Genomic DNA, 15,129 nt, shown 5'->3' with positions numbered 1-15,129 from the left:
TCGTGCAAAAAATGCGTAATATACGCCGCCTTGCAGTCACAGTATGGTCATTTCTTAACTCATGCGCATCGGACACCACCAGCTTAGAAATCGCCTGATCGCAGCCCCTATGGCAGGTATTACAGACCGGCCGTTCAGGACGCTGTGCTATGAGATGGGAGCCGGTTTAACCGTATCCGAGATGATGTCGTCTAACCCGCAGGTTTGGGAAAGCGATAAATCCCGCCTTCGGATGGTGCACGTTGATGAACCAGGTATTCGCACCGTGCAAATTGCCGGAAGCGTGCCTGAAGAGATGGCAGATGCCGCGCGGATTAACGTGGAAAGTGGTGCCCAGATTATTGATATCAATATGGGGTGCCCGGCCAAAAAGGTGAATCGCAAGCTTGCAGGTTCAGCCCTTCTGCAATACCCCGACCAGGTGAAAGCTATCCTGACGGCGGTTGTCAGCGCAGTGGACGTTCCTGTTACGTTGAAGATTCGCACGGGTTGGTCGCCGGAACACCGTAACTGTGTAGAGATTGCCCAACTGGCCGAAGACTGTGGCATTCAGGCCCTGACCATTCATGGACGCACTCGCGCCTGTTTGTTCAACGGTGAAGCTGAATACGACAGCATTCGGGCAGTTAAGCAGAAAGTTTCCATTCCGATTATCGCGAATGGCGACATAACTGACCCGCTTAAAGCCAGAGCTGTACTCGACTATACGGGAGCTGATGCTCTGATGATAGGACGTGCCGCTCAGGGAAGACCCTGGATCTTCCGGGAAATCCAGCATTATCTGGACACTGGGGAGCTGCTTGCCCCGCTGCCTCTGGCAGAGGTTAAGCGCTTGCTTTGTTCGCATGTTCGGGAACTGCATGACCACTACGGTCAGGCAAAAGGGTACCGAATTGCGCGTAAACACGTCTCCTGGTATCTCCAGGAGCACGCTCCAGATGACCAGTTTCGGCGCACATTCAACGCCATAGAGGATGCCAGCGTACAGCTGGAGGCGTTGGAGGCATACTTCGAAAATCTTGCGTAATGAAATAAAGAGCTGACAGAACTATGTTCGAACAACGCGTAAATTCTGACGTACTGACCGTTTCTACCGTTAACTCTCAGGACCAGGTAACTCAAAAGCCCCTGCGTGACTCGGTTAAACAGGCACTGAAGAACTATTTTGCTCAACTGAACGGTCAGGATGTTAATGACCTGTATGAGCTGGTACTGGCTGAAGTTGAACAGCCACTGTTGGACATGGTGATGCAATACACCCGCGGTAACCAAACCCGCGCTGCGCTGATGATGGGTATCAACCGTGGTACTCTGCGTAAGAAACTGAAAAAATACGGCATGAACTGATACTAATCAGTTAAATGCTTGTTTAAAAAGGCGCTCTTCGGCATGGGGAAGCGCCTTTTTTATTACCTGTACCTCTCCGTCAACGCAGTGTAAACCTTCGCTTCTCCCGCTTTTAAACCACGGTTTTTCGTGTATATTTTTCCCCATCCTACAGGCGCTCTTCTCGCGGAATGACACAATGATTCGTAAATACTGGTGGCTGATTGTCTTTGCAATCTCCGTTCTCATTTTCGATGCACTCCTGATGCAGTGGATTGAACTGATGAGTACCGAAACCGATAAGTGTCGCAATATGAACTCCGTCAATCCGCTGAAACTCGTGAACTGCTCCGAGCTCGACTAACCGCCCGATTGCGCAAATCACACCATTATTACCCACTAAAAACGGGGATTTAAATCCCTTTGAGCCATTACCTGACGGTGATAATGTCTCGCCCTTCTCAACCGCTCTAGCGTAACCCCACACTCGAGTAGAACCGTCCATGCTGGTCAGCCAATACAACCATATCCTTGTCGTCCTCTCCTTTGTTGTTGCCATCCTTGCGGCGTATACCGCGCTGAACATGGCTGCACGCGTCGCCGGGAGTGAGGGCGTTGCTGCCCGCGTCTGGCTGGCTGGCGGCGGTATTGCAATGGGTATTGGCGTGTGGGCCATGCACTTTATCGGCATGCTGGCGATGGACCTCTCCATGAGCATGAGCTACAACGCCACCCTGACGGTGTTATCCATGGTCATCGCCGTGGGTTCGTCGCTGTTTGCGTTATGGCTCGTGAGCTGCGAGCAATTACGCCTGCGCCGACTGCTGCCCGGCGCGCTGGTGATGGGGAGCGGTATTGTTGCTATGCATTACACCGGCATGGCGGCGCTGGAAGTGATGCCGGGGATTATCTGGGACAAGGTCTGGGTGGCCATTTCGGTCGCGATTGCGCTTGCCGCTTCTCTCGCGGCACTATGGCTGACCTTCCGCCTGCGTCGCGAAGCCGCACAGGTCGTGCTGATGCGCATGGGGGCCGCCATCACGATGGGGATTGCCATTGCCGGTATGCACTATGCCGGGATGAAAGCAGCGCAATTTCCCATGTCCACAATGGTTCATCATGAGGGGATTAACGGGAGCTGGCTGGCGGTGCTGGTCAGCGTTGTCGCCCTCTCTATTCTTGGGATTACCCTGCTGGTGTCGATGCTGGATGCCCGCCTTCAGGCACGTACCGCCCTTCTGGCCTCGTCGCTGGCAGAAGCTAACCGGGAGCTCGCTCAACTGGCGCTGCACGATACTCTGACGCGTCTGCCCAATCGTATCCTGCTGGAAGACAGACTCGATCAGGCCATCAGCAAAGCCGATCGTGAAGGGAATCACTTTGCCCTGATGTTCATGGATCTCGACGGCTTTAAAGCCATCAATGACGCCTACGGCCATGATGTCGGTGACAGGCTGCTGGTCGCCGTTACGCAGCGTCTGTTGCTTCTCCTGAAAGGCCAGTTCACCCTTGCACGTATCGGCGGTGATGAGTTTGTTCTGCTGGCAGAGGGAGAAGGTCCGGACGACGCGGCATCGCTGGCAAATTCGCTGGTCCGCGCGATCGATAGCCCGTTCAATCTCGGCCCCTATGAACTGGTGGTGACTCTCAGCATTGGTATCGCACTGTACCCTCACGACGGCAAAACTGAGCGTGAACTGATGTTTAACGCCGACGCGGCGATGTATCACACGAAGCATATGGGCCGTAACGGCTACCACTTTTTCCAGCCCTCCATGAACACCCTGGCGCAGACCCATCTCCAGTTAATGAACGATCTGTGGATGGCGATCGATCGCAATGAGCTGCGCCTGCTGTATCAGCCAAAATTTCACGCCCCCGCGGGTCCTGTCCTCGGATTCGAGGCGTTATTGCGCTGGCAGCATCCTAAGCAGGGGTTACTGACGCCGGAGCTTTTTCTGCCGCTGGCGGAAAAAACGGGGCTGATCATCCCCATTGGCAACTGGGTGATTAATGAAGCCTGTCGCCAGCTGCGGGAATGGCATCTTCAGGGGCATCAAAGCTGGTCAATGGCGGTAAACCTGTCGACACTGCAGTTTGAACAACCTTCGCTGGTGAAAACGGTTCTCGACTGCCTGGCTCTTCACCATGTGCCACCGGAAATGTTGATCCTCGAAGTGACGGAAACCACGGCGATGAGCAACCCTGATGAGAGCGTAAGGGTGCTGACAGAGCTAACGGATGCGGGCGTGAAGGCCTCCATTGATGATTTTGGCACCGGATATTCGAGCCTGCTGTATCTCAAGCGGTTACCGGCCTGTGAATTGAAAATCGACAGGGCGTTTGTGAAAGAGCTCAGCGGCGAAAGCGAGGATGCCACTATTGTCTCAGCGATTGTCGCCCTTGCCAAAACGCTTAACCTGAAAGTCGTGGCAGAAGGTGTGGAAACCGAAGCACAGCAAGCCTTTTTAACCGAGCTGGGCTGTAACACCCTTCAGGGTTATCTGTTAGGTAAACCCACCAGCGCGCAGACCATAGAAGCACTTTGTGCCCGAGGAGAAATGTTACCTGGCGCTGAGCTGTAAGCATCCTCATCAGGCGACACGCGAATGACAGGGAGTGTCGCCAGTATGCTATCAACCAGAGCGGGAGCCTGCTGATAAAGATTAAAACTGTCGTTATTCATTAACCAGTTTTTAATTATTCCGCTAAAAAAACCGTGGAATACAATCAAGGTGAGATCAACATTCACCTTTGGCGAAATGATATTCTGCGAAATACAGGTCTCCAGCGTGGCGCGTAGCGTGTCATCATTGAATCCAATGCGGTTTCTGATTTCACGCTCTGAAATCATATCACTGCTAAATTCACACTTATGATACAGAATTTGTAAAAGCGCACATTGCCGGGGTTCACGGGCAATATACTGCAGCGCAGTAATAAATTGCTCACGAAGTTTTAACAATGGGTCGTCGCTATCGGAAAGGGAAAGCCTGTCACGAATAATGTCGCGAAGCGGTAATTGCTGTTCCCAGATGGCATTAAATATTTCTGATTTACTGGTGAAGTGCCAGTAGATCGCGCCGCGCGTCACCTTTGCAGCATCAGCGATATCCGTCAGCGTCGTACTGGCTACGCCACGCGTCGCAAACTGTCCTATAGCCGCCTCAATCAGCTGCTGCCGGGTTTGTTGAGCCTCTTCTTTCTTTTTACGCGCCATAGGCAACTACTCGTTACTCACAAGGTTTAAAGGTAATATTGCGTTCATGCAAATGTAAGTATTCACTAAAATCCGTTTTAATTTTGCACAAAAAAAGTCACCTCTCTTAATTTATAATTAATACAAATACATCGAGTGAATTAAATTGACGGGATGAATAACCAAACAACATAAACCCCATTTACCTGATTAACATGCCTGAAGTATATCCCGGAATGGACCAGGTCTGATTCTGATTTTCTCCAGAAGCATGGTCATTCGCACTTATAAATTAAAAAACATTAAATACCCTCATTATTATACGCAGCTACATTTTATTTTTTATCCCTCTGCCCCAGCTACCGGTTCGCGGCATATATCGGTTAATGGGTATTTAAAGGAACAGTAATGACGAATCATTTCAGACGCTTGCCCTTATCCGGTTTCATTGTCTGCGCGGTACTGCTCACTGGATGCGATGGTCAGGAAAATCAACAACAACACCTGCAGGCGCCTCAGGTCAGCGTGCACATTGTGAAAAGCGCACCTCTGGCTGTCACCACTGAACTCCCGGGCAGAACAGATGCATTTCGCGTTGCGGAGGTTCGTCCTCAGGTTAGCGGCATTATCCTTCGCCGCAACTTCGCGGAAGGTAGCGATGTAAAAGCGGGTGAGTCACTTTACCAGATTGATCCTGCGACCTATCAGGCAGCCTATGACAGCGCGAAAGGCGAACTGGCGAAGGCTCAGGCGGCGGCCAATATTGCGCACCTGACGGTAAAACGCTATCTCCCGCTGGTAGGCACCCAATATGTCAGTAAGCAGGAGTATGACCAGGCCGTGGCGACGGCTCAGCAGGCAGATGCCAGCGTGGTTGCTGCGAAAGCCGGCGTTGAAAGCGCACGTATCAACCTTGCCTACACCAAAGTGACCTCTCCTGTTGATGGTCGTATCGGGAAATCCAGCGTGACCGAAGGGGCACTTGTGACGAACGGACAGGCCGCAGCGCTGGCAACGGTCCAGCAGCTCGATCCGATTTATGTCGATGTCACCCAGTCCAGTAATGATTTTATGCGCCTGAAACAGACTAGCCTGCAAAAAGGCGATACCGCCAGCAGCGTTGAGCTACTGATGGAGAACGGGCAGCCCTATCCGCTGAAAGGCACCTTGCAGTTCTCTGACGTCACGGTCGATGAAAGTACCGGCTCAATTACCCTGCGCGCCATTTTCCCGAACCCTCAGCATATGCTGTTACCCGGCATGTTTGTTCGCGCCCGCATCGATGAAGGTACCCAGCCGGATGCGATTCTGGTTCCCCAGCAAGGCGTGACCCGCACACCGCGAGGTGATGCAACCGTCCTGGTGGTGAACGATAAAAACCAGGTTGAGCCGCGTACCGTCGTCGCCCCGCAGGCAATTGGCGATCGCTGGCTGGTGACGGAAGGGCTGAAAAACGGTGACCGCGTGATTGTCAGCGGGCTACAGAAAGTCAGACCAGGGGTAACCGTCGTCGCCACGCCGGATACCACCACGACTCCAGCCGGTTAAGGGACGACGACATGGCTAACTTCTTTATTCAGAGACCGGTTTTCGCCTGGGTACTTGCCATCATCCTGATGATTGCAGGCGGGCTGGCCATTCTCAAACTTCCGGTCGCACAGTATCCGACCATCGCCCCTCCCGCCGTGGCGATATCCGCGACCTACCCGGGAGCGGACGCTCAAACGGTGCAGGATACCGTGACCCAGGTTATCGAACAGAACATGAACGGTATCGATAACCTGATGTATATGTCCTCCACCAGTGATTCAGCGGGTAACGTCACCATCACCCTGACCTTCGAGTCAGGCACCAACCCGGACATCGCTCAGGTGCAGGTACAGAACAAGCTGCAGCTCGCCATGCCGCTGCTGCCGCAAGAGGTTCAGCAGCAAGGGATTGGCGTGGAGAAATCCAGCAGCAGCTTCCTGCTGGTCGCCGGTTTTGTTTCTGACAACAAAAATCTCACGCAGGATGACATCTCTGACTATGTCGCCTCAAACGTCAAAGATGCCATCAGCCGAACGTCTGGCGTCGGTGACGTTCAGCTGTTTGGCGCTCAGTATGCGATGCGCATCTGGCTCGACAGCAACGCGATGAACAAATACCAGCTGACGCCGCTGGATATTATCAACCAGCTGAAAACCCAGAACGATCAGATAGCGGCAGGCCAGCTGGGCGGAACGCCGTCCATTCCCGGGCAACAGCTGAATGCCTCGATCATCGCGCAAACTCGCCTGAAATCGCCGGAGGAGTTTGGCCGCGTGACGCTCAAGGTGAACCAGGACGGCTCGATGGTTCATCTGAAGGACGTGGCTCGTATTGAGCTGGGCGGCGAAAACTACAACATGGTCACTAAAATCAACGGGCAGGCGGCAACCGGTCTGGGGATTAAGCTGGCAACCGGGGCCAATGCGCTGGACACTGCGGCAGCCATCAAAAGCAAGCTGGCGCAGCTGCAGCAGTTCTTCCCACAGGGGCTGAAAGTTGTCTATCCCTATGACACCACGCCTTTTGTGAAAATCTCCATTCACGAAGTGGTGAAGACCCTGTTTGAAGCGATCGTTCTCGTCTTCCTGGTCATGTATCTGTTCCTGCAAAACCTGCGGGCGACGCTCATCCCGACTATCGCGGTGCCGGTCGTTCTGCTGGGCACCTTTGCGGTTCTGGCGGCATTTGGTTTCTCCATCAATACCCTGACGATGTTCGGCATGGTGCTGGCGATAGGTCTGCTGGTCGATGACGCTATCGTGGTCGTTGAGAACGTCGAACGTGTCATGGTCGAGGATAAGCTGCCGCCGAAAGAGGCCACGCAGAAGTCGATGGAGCAGATCCAGGGCGCACTGGTCGGGATCGCCATGGTGCTCTCGGCGGTCTTTATTCCGATGGCCTTTTTTGGCGGCTCGACGGGGGCGATCTATCGCCAGTTCTCGCTGACTATCGTTTCCGCTATGGCGTTGTCCGTACTGGTTGCGCTCATCCTGACGCCCGCACTCTGCGCAACGTTGCTTAAGCCCGTATCCGGCGACCATCATGAGAAAAAAGGGGGCTTCTTCGGCTGGTTTAACGCGCTCTTTGATAAAAGCGTGGAGCACTACAGCAACAGCGTGAGCGGTATTTTGCGTAAGACAGGGCGCTATCTGGTGGTGTACGTCATTATTGTCGGTGGGATGGCGGTACTCTTCCTGCGCCTACCCACCTCCTTCCTGCCCGAAGAGGATCAGGGGGTGTTTATGACGATGGTTCAACTCCCGGCAGGTGCAACCCAGACGCGTACTCAGCAGGTCCTCGACCAGGTTCAGGACTACTACCTGAACAAAGAGAAGGCGAACGTTGAATCCGTCTTTACCGTAAACGGCTTTAGCTTTAGCGGCCAGGGTCAGAACTCCGGTATTGCATTCGTCAGCCTGAAGCCCTGGGAGGAGCGCCCTGGGTCGGAAAATGGTGTCGAAGCCATTGTGGGCCGCGCGACGAAAGCCTTCAGTCAGATTAAAGATGGCCTTGTTTTCCCGTTTAACCTGCCTGCAATTATTGAGCTGGGTACCGCCACGGGCTTCGACTTTGAATTGATCGATCAGGCTAACCTGGGGCATACCCAACTGACGCAGGCGCGTAACCAACTGCTCAGCATGGTGAAAGAGCACCCTGATCTGCTGGTTCGCGTGCGTCCTAACGGTCTTGAAGATACGCCTCAGTTCAAACTGGATGTCGATCAGGAGAAAGCGCAGGCGCTGGGCGTCAGTCTTTCTGACGTCAACCAGACGATTTCGACGGCATTAGGTGGCACCTATGTGAACGACTTTATCGATCATGGGCGCGTGAAAAAGGTCTACGTACAGGCCGACGCCAAATTCCGTATGTTGCCAGGCGATATTAACAACCTCTACGTGCGCAGCGCGAATGGGGAAATGGTCCCGTTCTCTGCCTTTAGCAATGCTCATTGGGTCTATGGTTCACCTCGCCTGGAGCGCTATAACGGGATGCCCTCTATGGAGATCCTCGGTGAATCAGCCCCGGGTAAAAGTACCGGTGAGGCCATGGTTATGATGGAAAGTCTCGCGGCAAAACTGCCTTCCGGCATCGGCTATGACTGGACGGGAATGTCCTATCAGGAGCGGCTCTCGGGTAACCAGGCGCCTGCACTGTACGCCATTTCGCTGATCGTGGTGTTCCTGTGTCTGGCAGCGCTGTATGAAAGCTGGTCCATTCCGTTCTCCGTTATGCTTGTTGTACCGCTGGGGGTCATTGGGGCGCTTCTCGCAGCATCGCTGCGCGGGTTAAACAATGACGTCTATTTCCAGGTCGGCCTGCTGACGACGATTGGTTTATCGGCGAAAAACGCCATCCTGATCGTCGAATTTGCTAAAGACCTGATGGATAAAGAAGGCAAAGGCATTATTGAAGCCACGCTGGAAGCCTCCAGGATGCGACTTCGACCGATCCTGATGACGTCTCTGGCCTTTATCCTTGGCGTCATGCCGCTGGTGATCAGCTCCGGTGCCGGGAGCGGCGCGCAAAACGCTGTCGGTACGGGCGTTATGGGGGGAATGCTTTCCGCAACGCTTCTGGCGATTTTCTTCGTGCCCGTCTTCTTTGTGGTTGTTCGGCGACGGTTTACTCACCATAAAGAGTAATATTCCCCCGAAAAGGCACCTTTGGTGCCTTTTTTATTTTTAACATAAACAATGAATTACGCTTTACATAAAGGCAGTGTTAAAAACATGATGATTTGCATTAAGTAAAAACAGTCTCTTGCAGCTCCATAATGTCTCCATTAATTCCTCCTGAAACCGATTTTTCTCCACGATTTTTACAAACTACATAATTTGAGATTATTCCTCGTGTAACGAGGACTTACCCCGGTGGTAAAATAACCTCCAGTTCGTTAATAGCCCTCCTGGCTTTATAGCGGATGAGAAATAATACTGAGGTAACATCATGAAAAGATTCATTTCCGTTGCACTTCTCGCTGCGCTGCTGGCTGGTTGCGCGCACGACTCTCCATGTGTACCGGTTTACGATGACCAGGGCCGACTGGTTCATACCAATACCTGTATGAAAGGCACCACCCAGGATAACTGGGAAACTGCGGGTGCTATCGCTGGCGGTGCTGCCGCAGTAGCGGGTTTGACGCTGGGTATTGTTGCCCTGACGAAGTAACATCTGTTAAGAAAGCGCGGCTCTGGCCGCGCTTTTGCTTTTAATGAGTGCAGTATTTTCAAATAAGTAAAAAAATAGCCCCGTATTTATTCACGTAATTAATCTAAGCCTGAAGTCAGTCACAGCTTTTTCGCATACTCATTCAAATTACTTATTCTATCGTGATGATTTTCACACATTAATATTATTGAATACCCTGCCAATATTCACTCTGGAAACTATCTCCCTTTTTTCCTGACCCGACGCATAACTTTTGCTCCGATTTGTGGCACAGGTTGTAATTTCGCACCATTTCAGGGCGCTCGTTTTATTTAAGCCTGTCTACACTCAGCATTAAGCGTTCACTCGTCTCTTATTTTGTCGAACGCAAAACTGGCATTACGTTTGCTTTATAAACGTTGGCCAAAGCCACAGACAGGTTAAGCGTTTAAAAACGCCTCTATAACGATAAATTTCGCCACACAGGATGCATTATGAAAAAGACGATGATAGCCAGCCTGGCCGCTGCAGGCATGTTGTTTGCCGTAGCCGGTCAAGCCCATGCGGGAACGACACTGGATGCCGTTAAAAAGAAAGGTTTTGTTCAATGCGGTATCAGTGACGGTTTGCCTGGCTTCTCTTATGCCGATGCGAACGGCAAATTTACCGGTATCGATGTGGACGTCTGCCGTGGCGTTGCTGCCGCCGTTTTTGGTGATGACAGCAAAGTAAAATACACCCCGCTGACGGCGAAAGAACGCTTTACGGCGCTGCAGTCCGGAGAGGTCGACATGCTCTCCCGTAATACCACCTGGACGTCCTCCCGCGACGCAGGGATGGGTATGTCATTTACGGGCGTGACCTATTATGACGGCATCGGCTTCCTGACCCACAATAAAGCGGGCCTGAAAAGCGCCAAAGAGCTGGATGGCGCCACCGTTTGTATTCAGGCGGGCACCGATACCGAGCTGAACGTCGCGGATTATTTCAAAGCAAACAACATGAAATACACGCCAGTGACATTCGACCGCTCGGATGAGTCGGCCAAAGCGCTGGAGTCCGGCCGTTGCGACACGCTGGCCTCTGACCAGTCACAGCTGTATGCCTTACGTATTAAGCTGAGCAACCCGGCAGAGTGGATTGTTCTGCCTGAAGTGATCTCCAAAGAACCTCTCGGACCGGTCGTACGTCGTGGCGATGAAGACTGGTTCTCCATTGTTCGCTGGACGCTGTTCGCCATGCTGAACGCAGAAGAGATGGGCATCAACTCGAAAAACGTTGATGAGAAAGCCGCTAAGCCATCCAACCCGGATATGGCACACCTGCTCGGTACAGAAGGTGATTTCGGCAAGGATCTGAAGCTGGATAACAAGTGGGCCTACAACATCATCAAACAGGTGGGCAACTACTCTGAGATCTTTGAGCGCAACGTGGGATCGGAAAGCCCGCTGAAGATCAAACGCGGCCAGAACAATCTCTGGAACAACGGCGGTATTCAGTACGCGCCACCGGTACGTTAAGTCATAGCTGTAACGGGCACTGCTCAGGCAGTGCCCTCTCCAGAGTCATGGTTACTGAGGTTTCTTTATGTCCCATCGCCGCTCAGCCGTAAAAGGATCGCTATCCTTTTCTCATCCCGCGGTCCGCGCCTGGCTATTCCAGATTATTGCTATTGTTGCGGTTGTTCTCATCGCCGTGTATCTCATCCATAACACCATTACCAACCTGAATAATCGTGGCATTACCTCCGGTTTCGCGTTTTTAGATCGCAGCGCGGGGTTTGGCATTGTTCAGCACCTTATTGATTACCAGGAAGGTGACACGTATGGACGCGTGTTCGTGGTCGGTTTACTGAATACGCTGTTGGTATCGGCGCTTTGTATCGTCTTCGCGTCGATACTGGGCTTCTTTATTGGTCTGGCACGTCTTTCTGAAAACTGGCTGCTGCGGAAACTGTCGACTGTTTATATCGAGACGTTCCGCAATATCCCCCCGCTCCTGCAGATCTTCTTCTGGTATTTCGCCGTACTGCGCAACCTTCCCGGCCCTCGTCAGGCCGTCGACGCGTTTGAGCTGTTTTTCCTGAGTAACCGTGGGTTGTCCATTCCTTCTCTTCAGACGGGTGAAGGGCTGTACGCTTTCATTGGCGCGATTGTGATGGCGCTTGCTCTTTCTGTTGGCGTATTTCGTTTTAATCGCAAGCACCAGATCAAAACCGGTCAGCTTCGTAGAACCTGGCCAACGGCTGTGGTCCTGATCGTTAGTCTCCCGCTATTGGCACACTGGCTGTTTGGGGCTGCGCTGCACTGGGACATTCCCCATCTGCGTGGCTTTAACTTTCAGGGCGGGATGGTATTAATTCCCGAGCTGGCAGCGCTGACATTGGCGCTGTCGATTTATACGTCCGCGTTTATCGCAGAGATTATCCGTGCCGGGATCCAGGCCGTACCTTACGGACAGCACGAGGCGGCACGCTCACTGGGATTACCCCATACCGTGACGCTTCGCCAGGTCATCATTCCGCAGGCTTTACGGGTCATCATCCCGCCCCTGACCAGCCAGTATCTCAATATTGTCAAAAACTCGTCGCTGGCCGCTGCCATTGGTTACCCGGATATGGTGTCACTTTTCGCCGGAACCGTGCTTAACCAGACCGGACAAGCCATTGAAACCATCGCCATCACGATGTCTGTCTATCTGATCATCAGCCTGGTGATTTCACTGCTGATGAACCTTTATAACCGTCGTATAGCACTGGTCGAGCGCTAAGGATCTATGATGACAAAAGCGATACTGTCGCACTCCTCGCGCCCTGCCAACTCGACAGGTGGACGCTTCATTCTCTGGGCGCGTAAGAATCTGTTCTCCAGCTGGAGTAACAGCCTGCTGACGATTGTCTGCCTGTGGCTCATGTGGGAGTTGATTCCTCCCCTGCTGAACTGGGCGTTTTTACAGGCCAACTGGGTCGGTTCAACCCGAGCAGACTGCACAAAAGCCGGTGCCTGCTGGGTGTTTATCCACGAGCGATTCGGTCAGTTCATGTATGGGTTGTATCCGCATGAACAGCGCTGGCGGATTAATCTGGCGCTGGTTATCGGCCTGCTCTCTGTCGCAGCCATGTTCTGGAAAAAGCTGCCTCATCGCGGACGCTATATTGCCGTCTGGGCAGTGGTTTATCCGATTATTGTCTGGGTACTGTTGTATGGCGGTTTTCTGGGGCTGGAACGCGTAGAAACACGCCAGTGGGGCGGGCTGACGCTGACGTTGATTATCGCTTCAGTGGGGATAGCCGGTGCTCTACCGTGGGGGATTTTACTTGCTCTGGGGCGGCGTTCAAAAATGCCGATCGTACGCGTGCTCTCCGTTATCTTCATTGAGTTCTGGCGCGGCGTACCGCTTATCACCGTTCTGTTTATGTCGTCGGTCATGCTGCCGCTGTTTATGGCAGAAGGGACCACCATCGACAAGCTGATCCGTGCCCTGGTGGGGGTGATTCTCTTCCAGTCCGCCTATGTCGCTGAAGTTGTGCGCGGAGGTCTGCAGGCGCTGCCTAAAGGCCAGTACGAAGCGGCGGAATCACTGGCTCTCGGTTACTGGAAAACGCAGGGGCTGGTCATTCTTCCACAAGCACTCAAGCTGGTCATTCCAGGGCTGGTCAACACGATCATTGCCCTCTTCAAGGACACCAGCCTGGTGATCATCATTGGATTGTTCGATCTCTTTAGCAGCGTGCAGCAGGCAACCGTTGACCCTGTCTGGCTGGGTATGTCCACCGAGGGATATGTCTTTGCAGCTCTGATCTACTGGATCTTTTGTTTTAGCATGTCGCGCTACAGCCAGCATCTGGAAAAGCGCTTTAACACCGGGCGTACACCGCACTGAGGAAATTATGAGCCAAATAACTATGACACCCGCCGACGCGATGATTACGCTGGAAAACGTGAATAAATGGTACGGACAGTTTCATGTCCTGAAGGACATTAATCTTAAGGTCAAGCAGGGAGAGCGCATTGTCCTGTGCGGCCCTTCCGGATCCGGGAAATCCACAACTATTCGCTGCATTAACCATCTTGAAGAGCATCAGCAAGGACGCATCGTGGTTGACGGTATCGAGCTGAATGAAGATATCCGCAATATTGAACGCGTGCGTCAGGAAGTGGGAATGGTCTTTCAGCACTTTAATCTGTTTCCGCACCTGACCGTTCTGCAGAACTGTACGCTTGCACCGATTTGGGTACGAAAGATGCCGAAAAAGGAAGCGGAGGCATTAGCCATGCACTACCTGGAGCGCGTACGTATCGCAGAGCATGCGAATAAGTTCCCTGGCCAGATATCGGGTGGCCAACAGCAGCGTGTGGCTATCGCCCGTTCTCTGTGTATGAAACCGAAAATTATGCTTTTTGATGAGCCGACATCTGCCCTCGATCCTGAAATGGTGAAAGAGGTTCTGGACACCATGATTGGGCTGGCACAATCCGGCATGACCATGCTGTGTGTGACGCATGAGATGGGTTTTGCGCGAACTGTAGCCGACCGGGTGATCTTTATGGACCGTGGGGAGATTGTTGAGCAGGCGCCGCCGGATGAGTTCTTTGCGCATCCGAAGTCAGAACGTACGCGAGCATTCCTGTCGCAGGTGATTCATTAGCCGTTAGCTCTGCCGGGTGGCGGCTTCGCCTTACCCGGCCTACCGTTTTTTTCGGCGCATAAACGCAAAAAGGCCATCCTTTCGGATGGCCTTCTCACTTATTTGATGTCTGGCAGTTCCCTACTCTCACATGGGGAGACCCCACACTACCATCGGCGCTACGGCGTTTCACTTCTGAGTTCGGCATGGGGTCAGGTGGGACCACCGCGCTAAAGCCGCCAGACAAATTCTTTTACTTCTTGCCAAACTTTAACCTAAGTATAAAGTGGTGCTGATACCCAGAGTCGAACTGGGGACCTCACCCTTACCAAGGGTGCGCTCTACCAACTGAGCCATATCAGCACGCTAAATTTGATGCCTGGCAGTTCCCTACTCTCACATGGGGAGACCCCACACTACCATCGGCGCTACGGCGTTTCACTTCTGAGTTCGGCATGGGGTCAGGTGGGACCACCGCGCTAAAGCCGCCAGGCAAATTCTGTTAATCTGTATCAGGCTGAAAATCGTCTCTGTCTTCGCCAAAACACCTTCGGCGTTGTAAGGTTAAGCCTCACGGTTCATTAGTATCGGTTAGCTCAACGCATCGCTGCGCTTACACACCCGACCTATCAACGTCATAGTCTTTAACGTTCCTTCAGGAGACTTAAAGTCTCAGGGAGAACTCATCTCGGGGCAAGTTTCGTGCTTAGATGCTTTCAGCACTTATCTTTTCCGCATTTAGCTACCGGGCAGTGCCATTGGCATGACAACCCGAACACCAGTGATGCGTCCACTCCGG

12 protein-coding genes, 1 tRNA gene and 3 rRNA genes are annotated in these 15,129 nt (G+C 52.8%); 11 read left to right on the top strand and 5 right to left on the bottom strand.

Features of this window, described 5'->3' with window-relative positions; genetic code table 11:
- Positions 1-61 precede the first annotated feature (61 nt).
- From dusB to P349_RS09490, 4 genes are all read left to right on the top strand, one after another.
- Positions 62-1,027: a tRNA dihydrouridine synthase DusB gene (gene dusB, locus P349_RS09475; RefSeq protein ID WP_023309409.1), complete on the top strand. Its 966-nt coding sequence runs from the start codon at positions 62-64 to the stop codon at positions 1,025-1,027.
- A gap of 23 nt (positions 1,028-1,050) precedes the next feature.
- Entirely contained in the window at positions 1,051-1,347 is a 297-nt protein-coding gene (fis, locus tag P349_RS09480; protein ID WP_000462905.1) for a DNA-binding transcriptional regulator Fis, read from the top strand.
- A gap of 178 nt (positions 1,348-1,525) precedes the next feature.
- Complete coding sequence (locus P349_RS09485; protein WP_024906314.1) at positions 1,526-1,690, top strand: DUF2556 family protein; 165 nt, start codon at positions 1,526-1,528, stop codon at positions 1,688-1,690.
- A 139-nt stretch (positions 1,691-1,829) separates the two neighbouring features.
- The gene (locus P349_RS09490) at positions 1,830-3,911 is read left to right on the top strand and encodes a putative bifunctional diguanylate cyclase/phosphodiesterase (protein WP_024906313.1); all 2,082 of its coding nucleotides are present in this window, start codon (positions 1,830-1,832) and stop codon (positions 3,909-3,911) included.
- On the opposite strand, the gene envR is transcribed toward P349_RS09490, so the two are convergent.
- A complete protein-coding gene (envR, locus tag P349_RS09495) occupies positions 3,827-4,546 on the bottom strand; it encodes an acrEF/envCD operon transcriptional regulator (RefSeq protein ID WP_024906312.1) in 720 nt (239 codons plus the stop codon). The two genes, P349_RS09490 and envR, sit on opposite strands and share 85 nt — an antisense overlap.
- Before the next feature lie 387 nt (positions 4,547-4,933).
- On the opposite strand from envR, the gene P349_RS09500 reads away from it, so the two are divergent.
- The 7 genes from P349_RS09500 (at position 4,934) to P349_RS09530 (ending at position 14,351) form a co-directional block, all read left to right on the top strand.
- The gene (locus P349_RS09500; RefSeq protein WP_032650451.1) at positions 4,934-6,073 is read left to right on the top strand and encodes an efflux RND transporter periplasmic adaptor subunit; all 1,140 of its coding nucleotides are present in this window, start codon (positions 4,934-4,936) and stop codon (positions 6,071-6,073) included.
- 11 nt (positions 6,074-6,084) lie between these two features.
- Entirely contained in the window at positions 6,085-9,198 is a 3,114-nt protein-coding gene (locus tag P349_RS09505) for an efflux RND transporter permease subunit (RefSeq protein WP_032650453.1), read from the top strand.
- 304 nt (positions 9,199-9,502) lie between these two features.
- Positions 9,503-9,724, top strand: coding sequence for a lipoprotein (locus P349_RS09510; RefSeq protein ID WP_008502867.1), 222 nt, complete (start codon positions 9,503-9,505; stop codon positions 9,722-9,724).
- Positions 9,725-10,197: 473 nt separating this feature from the next.
- The gene (locus tag P349_RS09515; protein ID WP_024906309.1) at positions 10,198-11,223 is read left to right on the top strand and encodes an amino acid ABC transporter substrate-binding protein; all 1,026 of its coding nucleotides are present in this window, start codon (positions 10,198-10,200) and stop codon (positions 11,221-11,223) included.
- A gap of 67 nt (positions 11,224-11,290) precedes the next feature.
- Positions 11,291-12,472 (top strand): amino acid ABC transporter permease, encoded by a 1,182-nt coding sequence (locus tag P349_RS09520; protein WP_032650456.1) that lies wholly within the window; start codon positions 11,291-11,293, stop codon positions 12,470-12,472.
- A 9-nt stretch (positions 12,473-12,481) separates the two neighbouring features.
- Positions 12,482-13,585, top strand: a complete 1,104-nt coding sequence (locus P349_RS09525; protein ID WP_032650459.1) for an amino acid ABC transporter permease — start codon at positions 12,482-12,484, stop codon at positions 13,583-13,585.
- A gap of 7 nt (positions 13,586-13,592) precedes the next feature.
- Positions 13,593-14,351: an amino acid ABC transporter ATP-binding protein gene (locus P349_RS09530; RefSeq protein ID WP_014171880.1), complete on the top strand. Its 759-nt coding sequence runs from the start codon at positions 13,593-13,595 to the stop codon at positions 14,349-14,351.
- Positions 14,352-14,458: 107 nt separating this feature from the next.
- Here P349_RS09530 and rrf (P349_RS09535) read toward each other — a convergent pair.
- The 4 genes from rrf (P349_RS09535) to P349_RS0124455 form a co-directional block, all read right to left on the bottom strand.
- A 5S ribosomal RNA gene (gene rrf, locus P349_RS09535) occupies positions 14,459-14,574 on the bottom strand.
- A gap of 43 nt (positions 14,575-14,617) precedes the next feature.
- Positions 14,618-14,693 (bottom strand) — tRNA-Thr (locus P349_RS09540).
- A gap of 14 nt (positions 14,694-14,707) precedes the next feature.
- A 5S ribosomal RNA gene (gene rrf / locus P349_RS09545) occupies positions 14,708-14,823 on the bottom strand.
- Positions 14,824-14,890: 67 nt separating this feature from the next.
- Positions 14,891-15,129 (bottom strand): 23S ribosomal RNA (locus P349_RS0124455); the annotation flags it as partial.

It is taken from the genome of Enterobacter sp. DC4, from assembly GCF_000568095.1.
Taxonomy (GTDB): domain Bacteria; phylum Pseudomonadota; class Gammaproteobacteria; order Enterobacterales; family Enterobacteriaceae; genus Enterobacter; species Enterobacter pseudoroggenkampii.
Note: the sequence above shows the minus strand (reverse complement) of the source record. Positions and strands in the feature narration are given on the sequence as shown.

Bases quoted from the DNA above. Each gene is read 5' to 3' on its own strand.
- fis (WP_000462905.1), top strand. From the start codon at position 1,051: ATGTTCGAACAACGCGTAAATTCTGACGTACTGACCGTTTCTACCGTT.
- dusB (WP_023309409.1), top strand. From the start codon at position 62: ATGCGCATCGGACACCACCAGCTTAGAAATCGCCTGATCGCAGCCCCT.
- P349_RS09515 (WP_024906309.1), top strand. From the start codon at position 10,198: ATGAAAAAGACGATGATAGCCAGCCTGGCCGCTGCAGGCATGTTGTTT.
- P349_RS09505 (WP_032650453.1), top strand. From the start codon at position 6,085: ATGGCTAACTTCTTTATTCAGAGACCGGTTTTCGCCTGGGTACTTGCC.
- P349_RS09490 (WP_024906313.1), top strand. From the start codon at position 1,830: ATGCTGGTCAGCCAATACAACCATATCCTTGTCGTCCTCTCCTTTGTT.
- P349_RS09530 (WP_014171880.1), top strand. From the start codon at position 13,593: ATGAGCCAAATAACTATGACACCCGCCGACGCGATGATTACGCTGGAA.
- P349_RS09485 (WP_024906314.1), top strand. From the start codon at position 1,526: ATGATTCGTAAATACTGGTGGCTGATTGTCTTTGCAATCTCCGTTCTC.
- envR (WP_024906312.1), bottom strand. From the start codon at position 4,546: ATGGCGCGTAAAAAGAAAGAAGAGGCTCAACAAACCCGGCAGCAGCTG.
- P349_RS09500 (WP_032650451.1), top strand. From the start codon at position 4,934: ATGACGAATCATTTCAGACGCTTGCCCTTATCCGGTTTCATTGTCTGC.
- P349_RS09525 (WP_032650459.1), top strand. From the start codon at position 12,482: ATGACAAAAGCGATACTGTCGCACTCCTCGCGCCCTGCCAACTCGACA.
- P349_RS09520 (WP_032650456.1), top strand. From the start codon at position 11,291: ATGTCCCATCGCCGCTCAGCCGTAAAAGGATCGCTATCCTTTTCTCAT.
- P349_RS09510 (WP_008502867.1), top strand. From the start codon at position 9,503: ATGAAAAGATTCATTTCCGTTGCACTTCTCGCTGCGCTGCTGGCTGGT.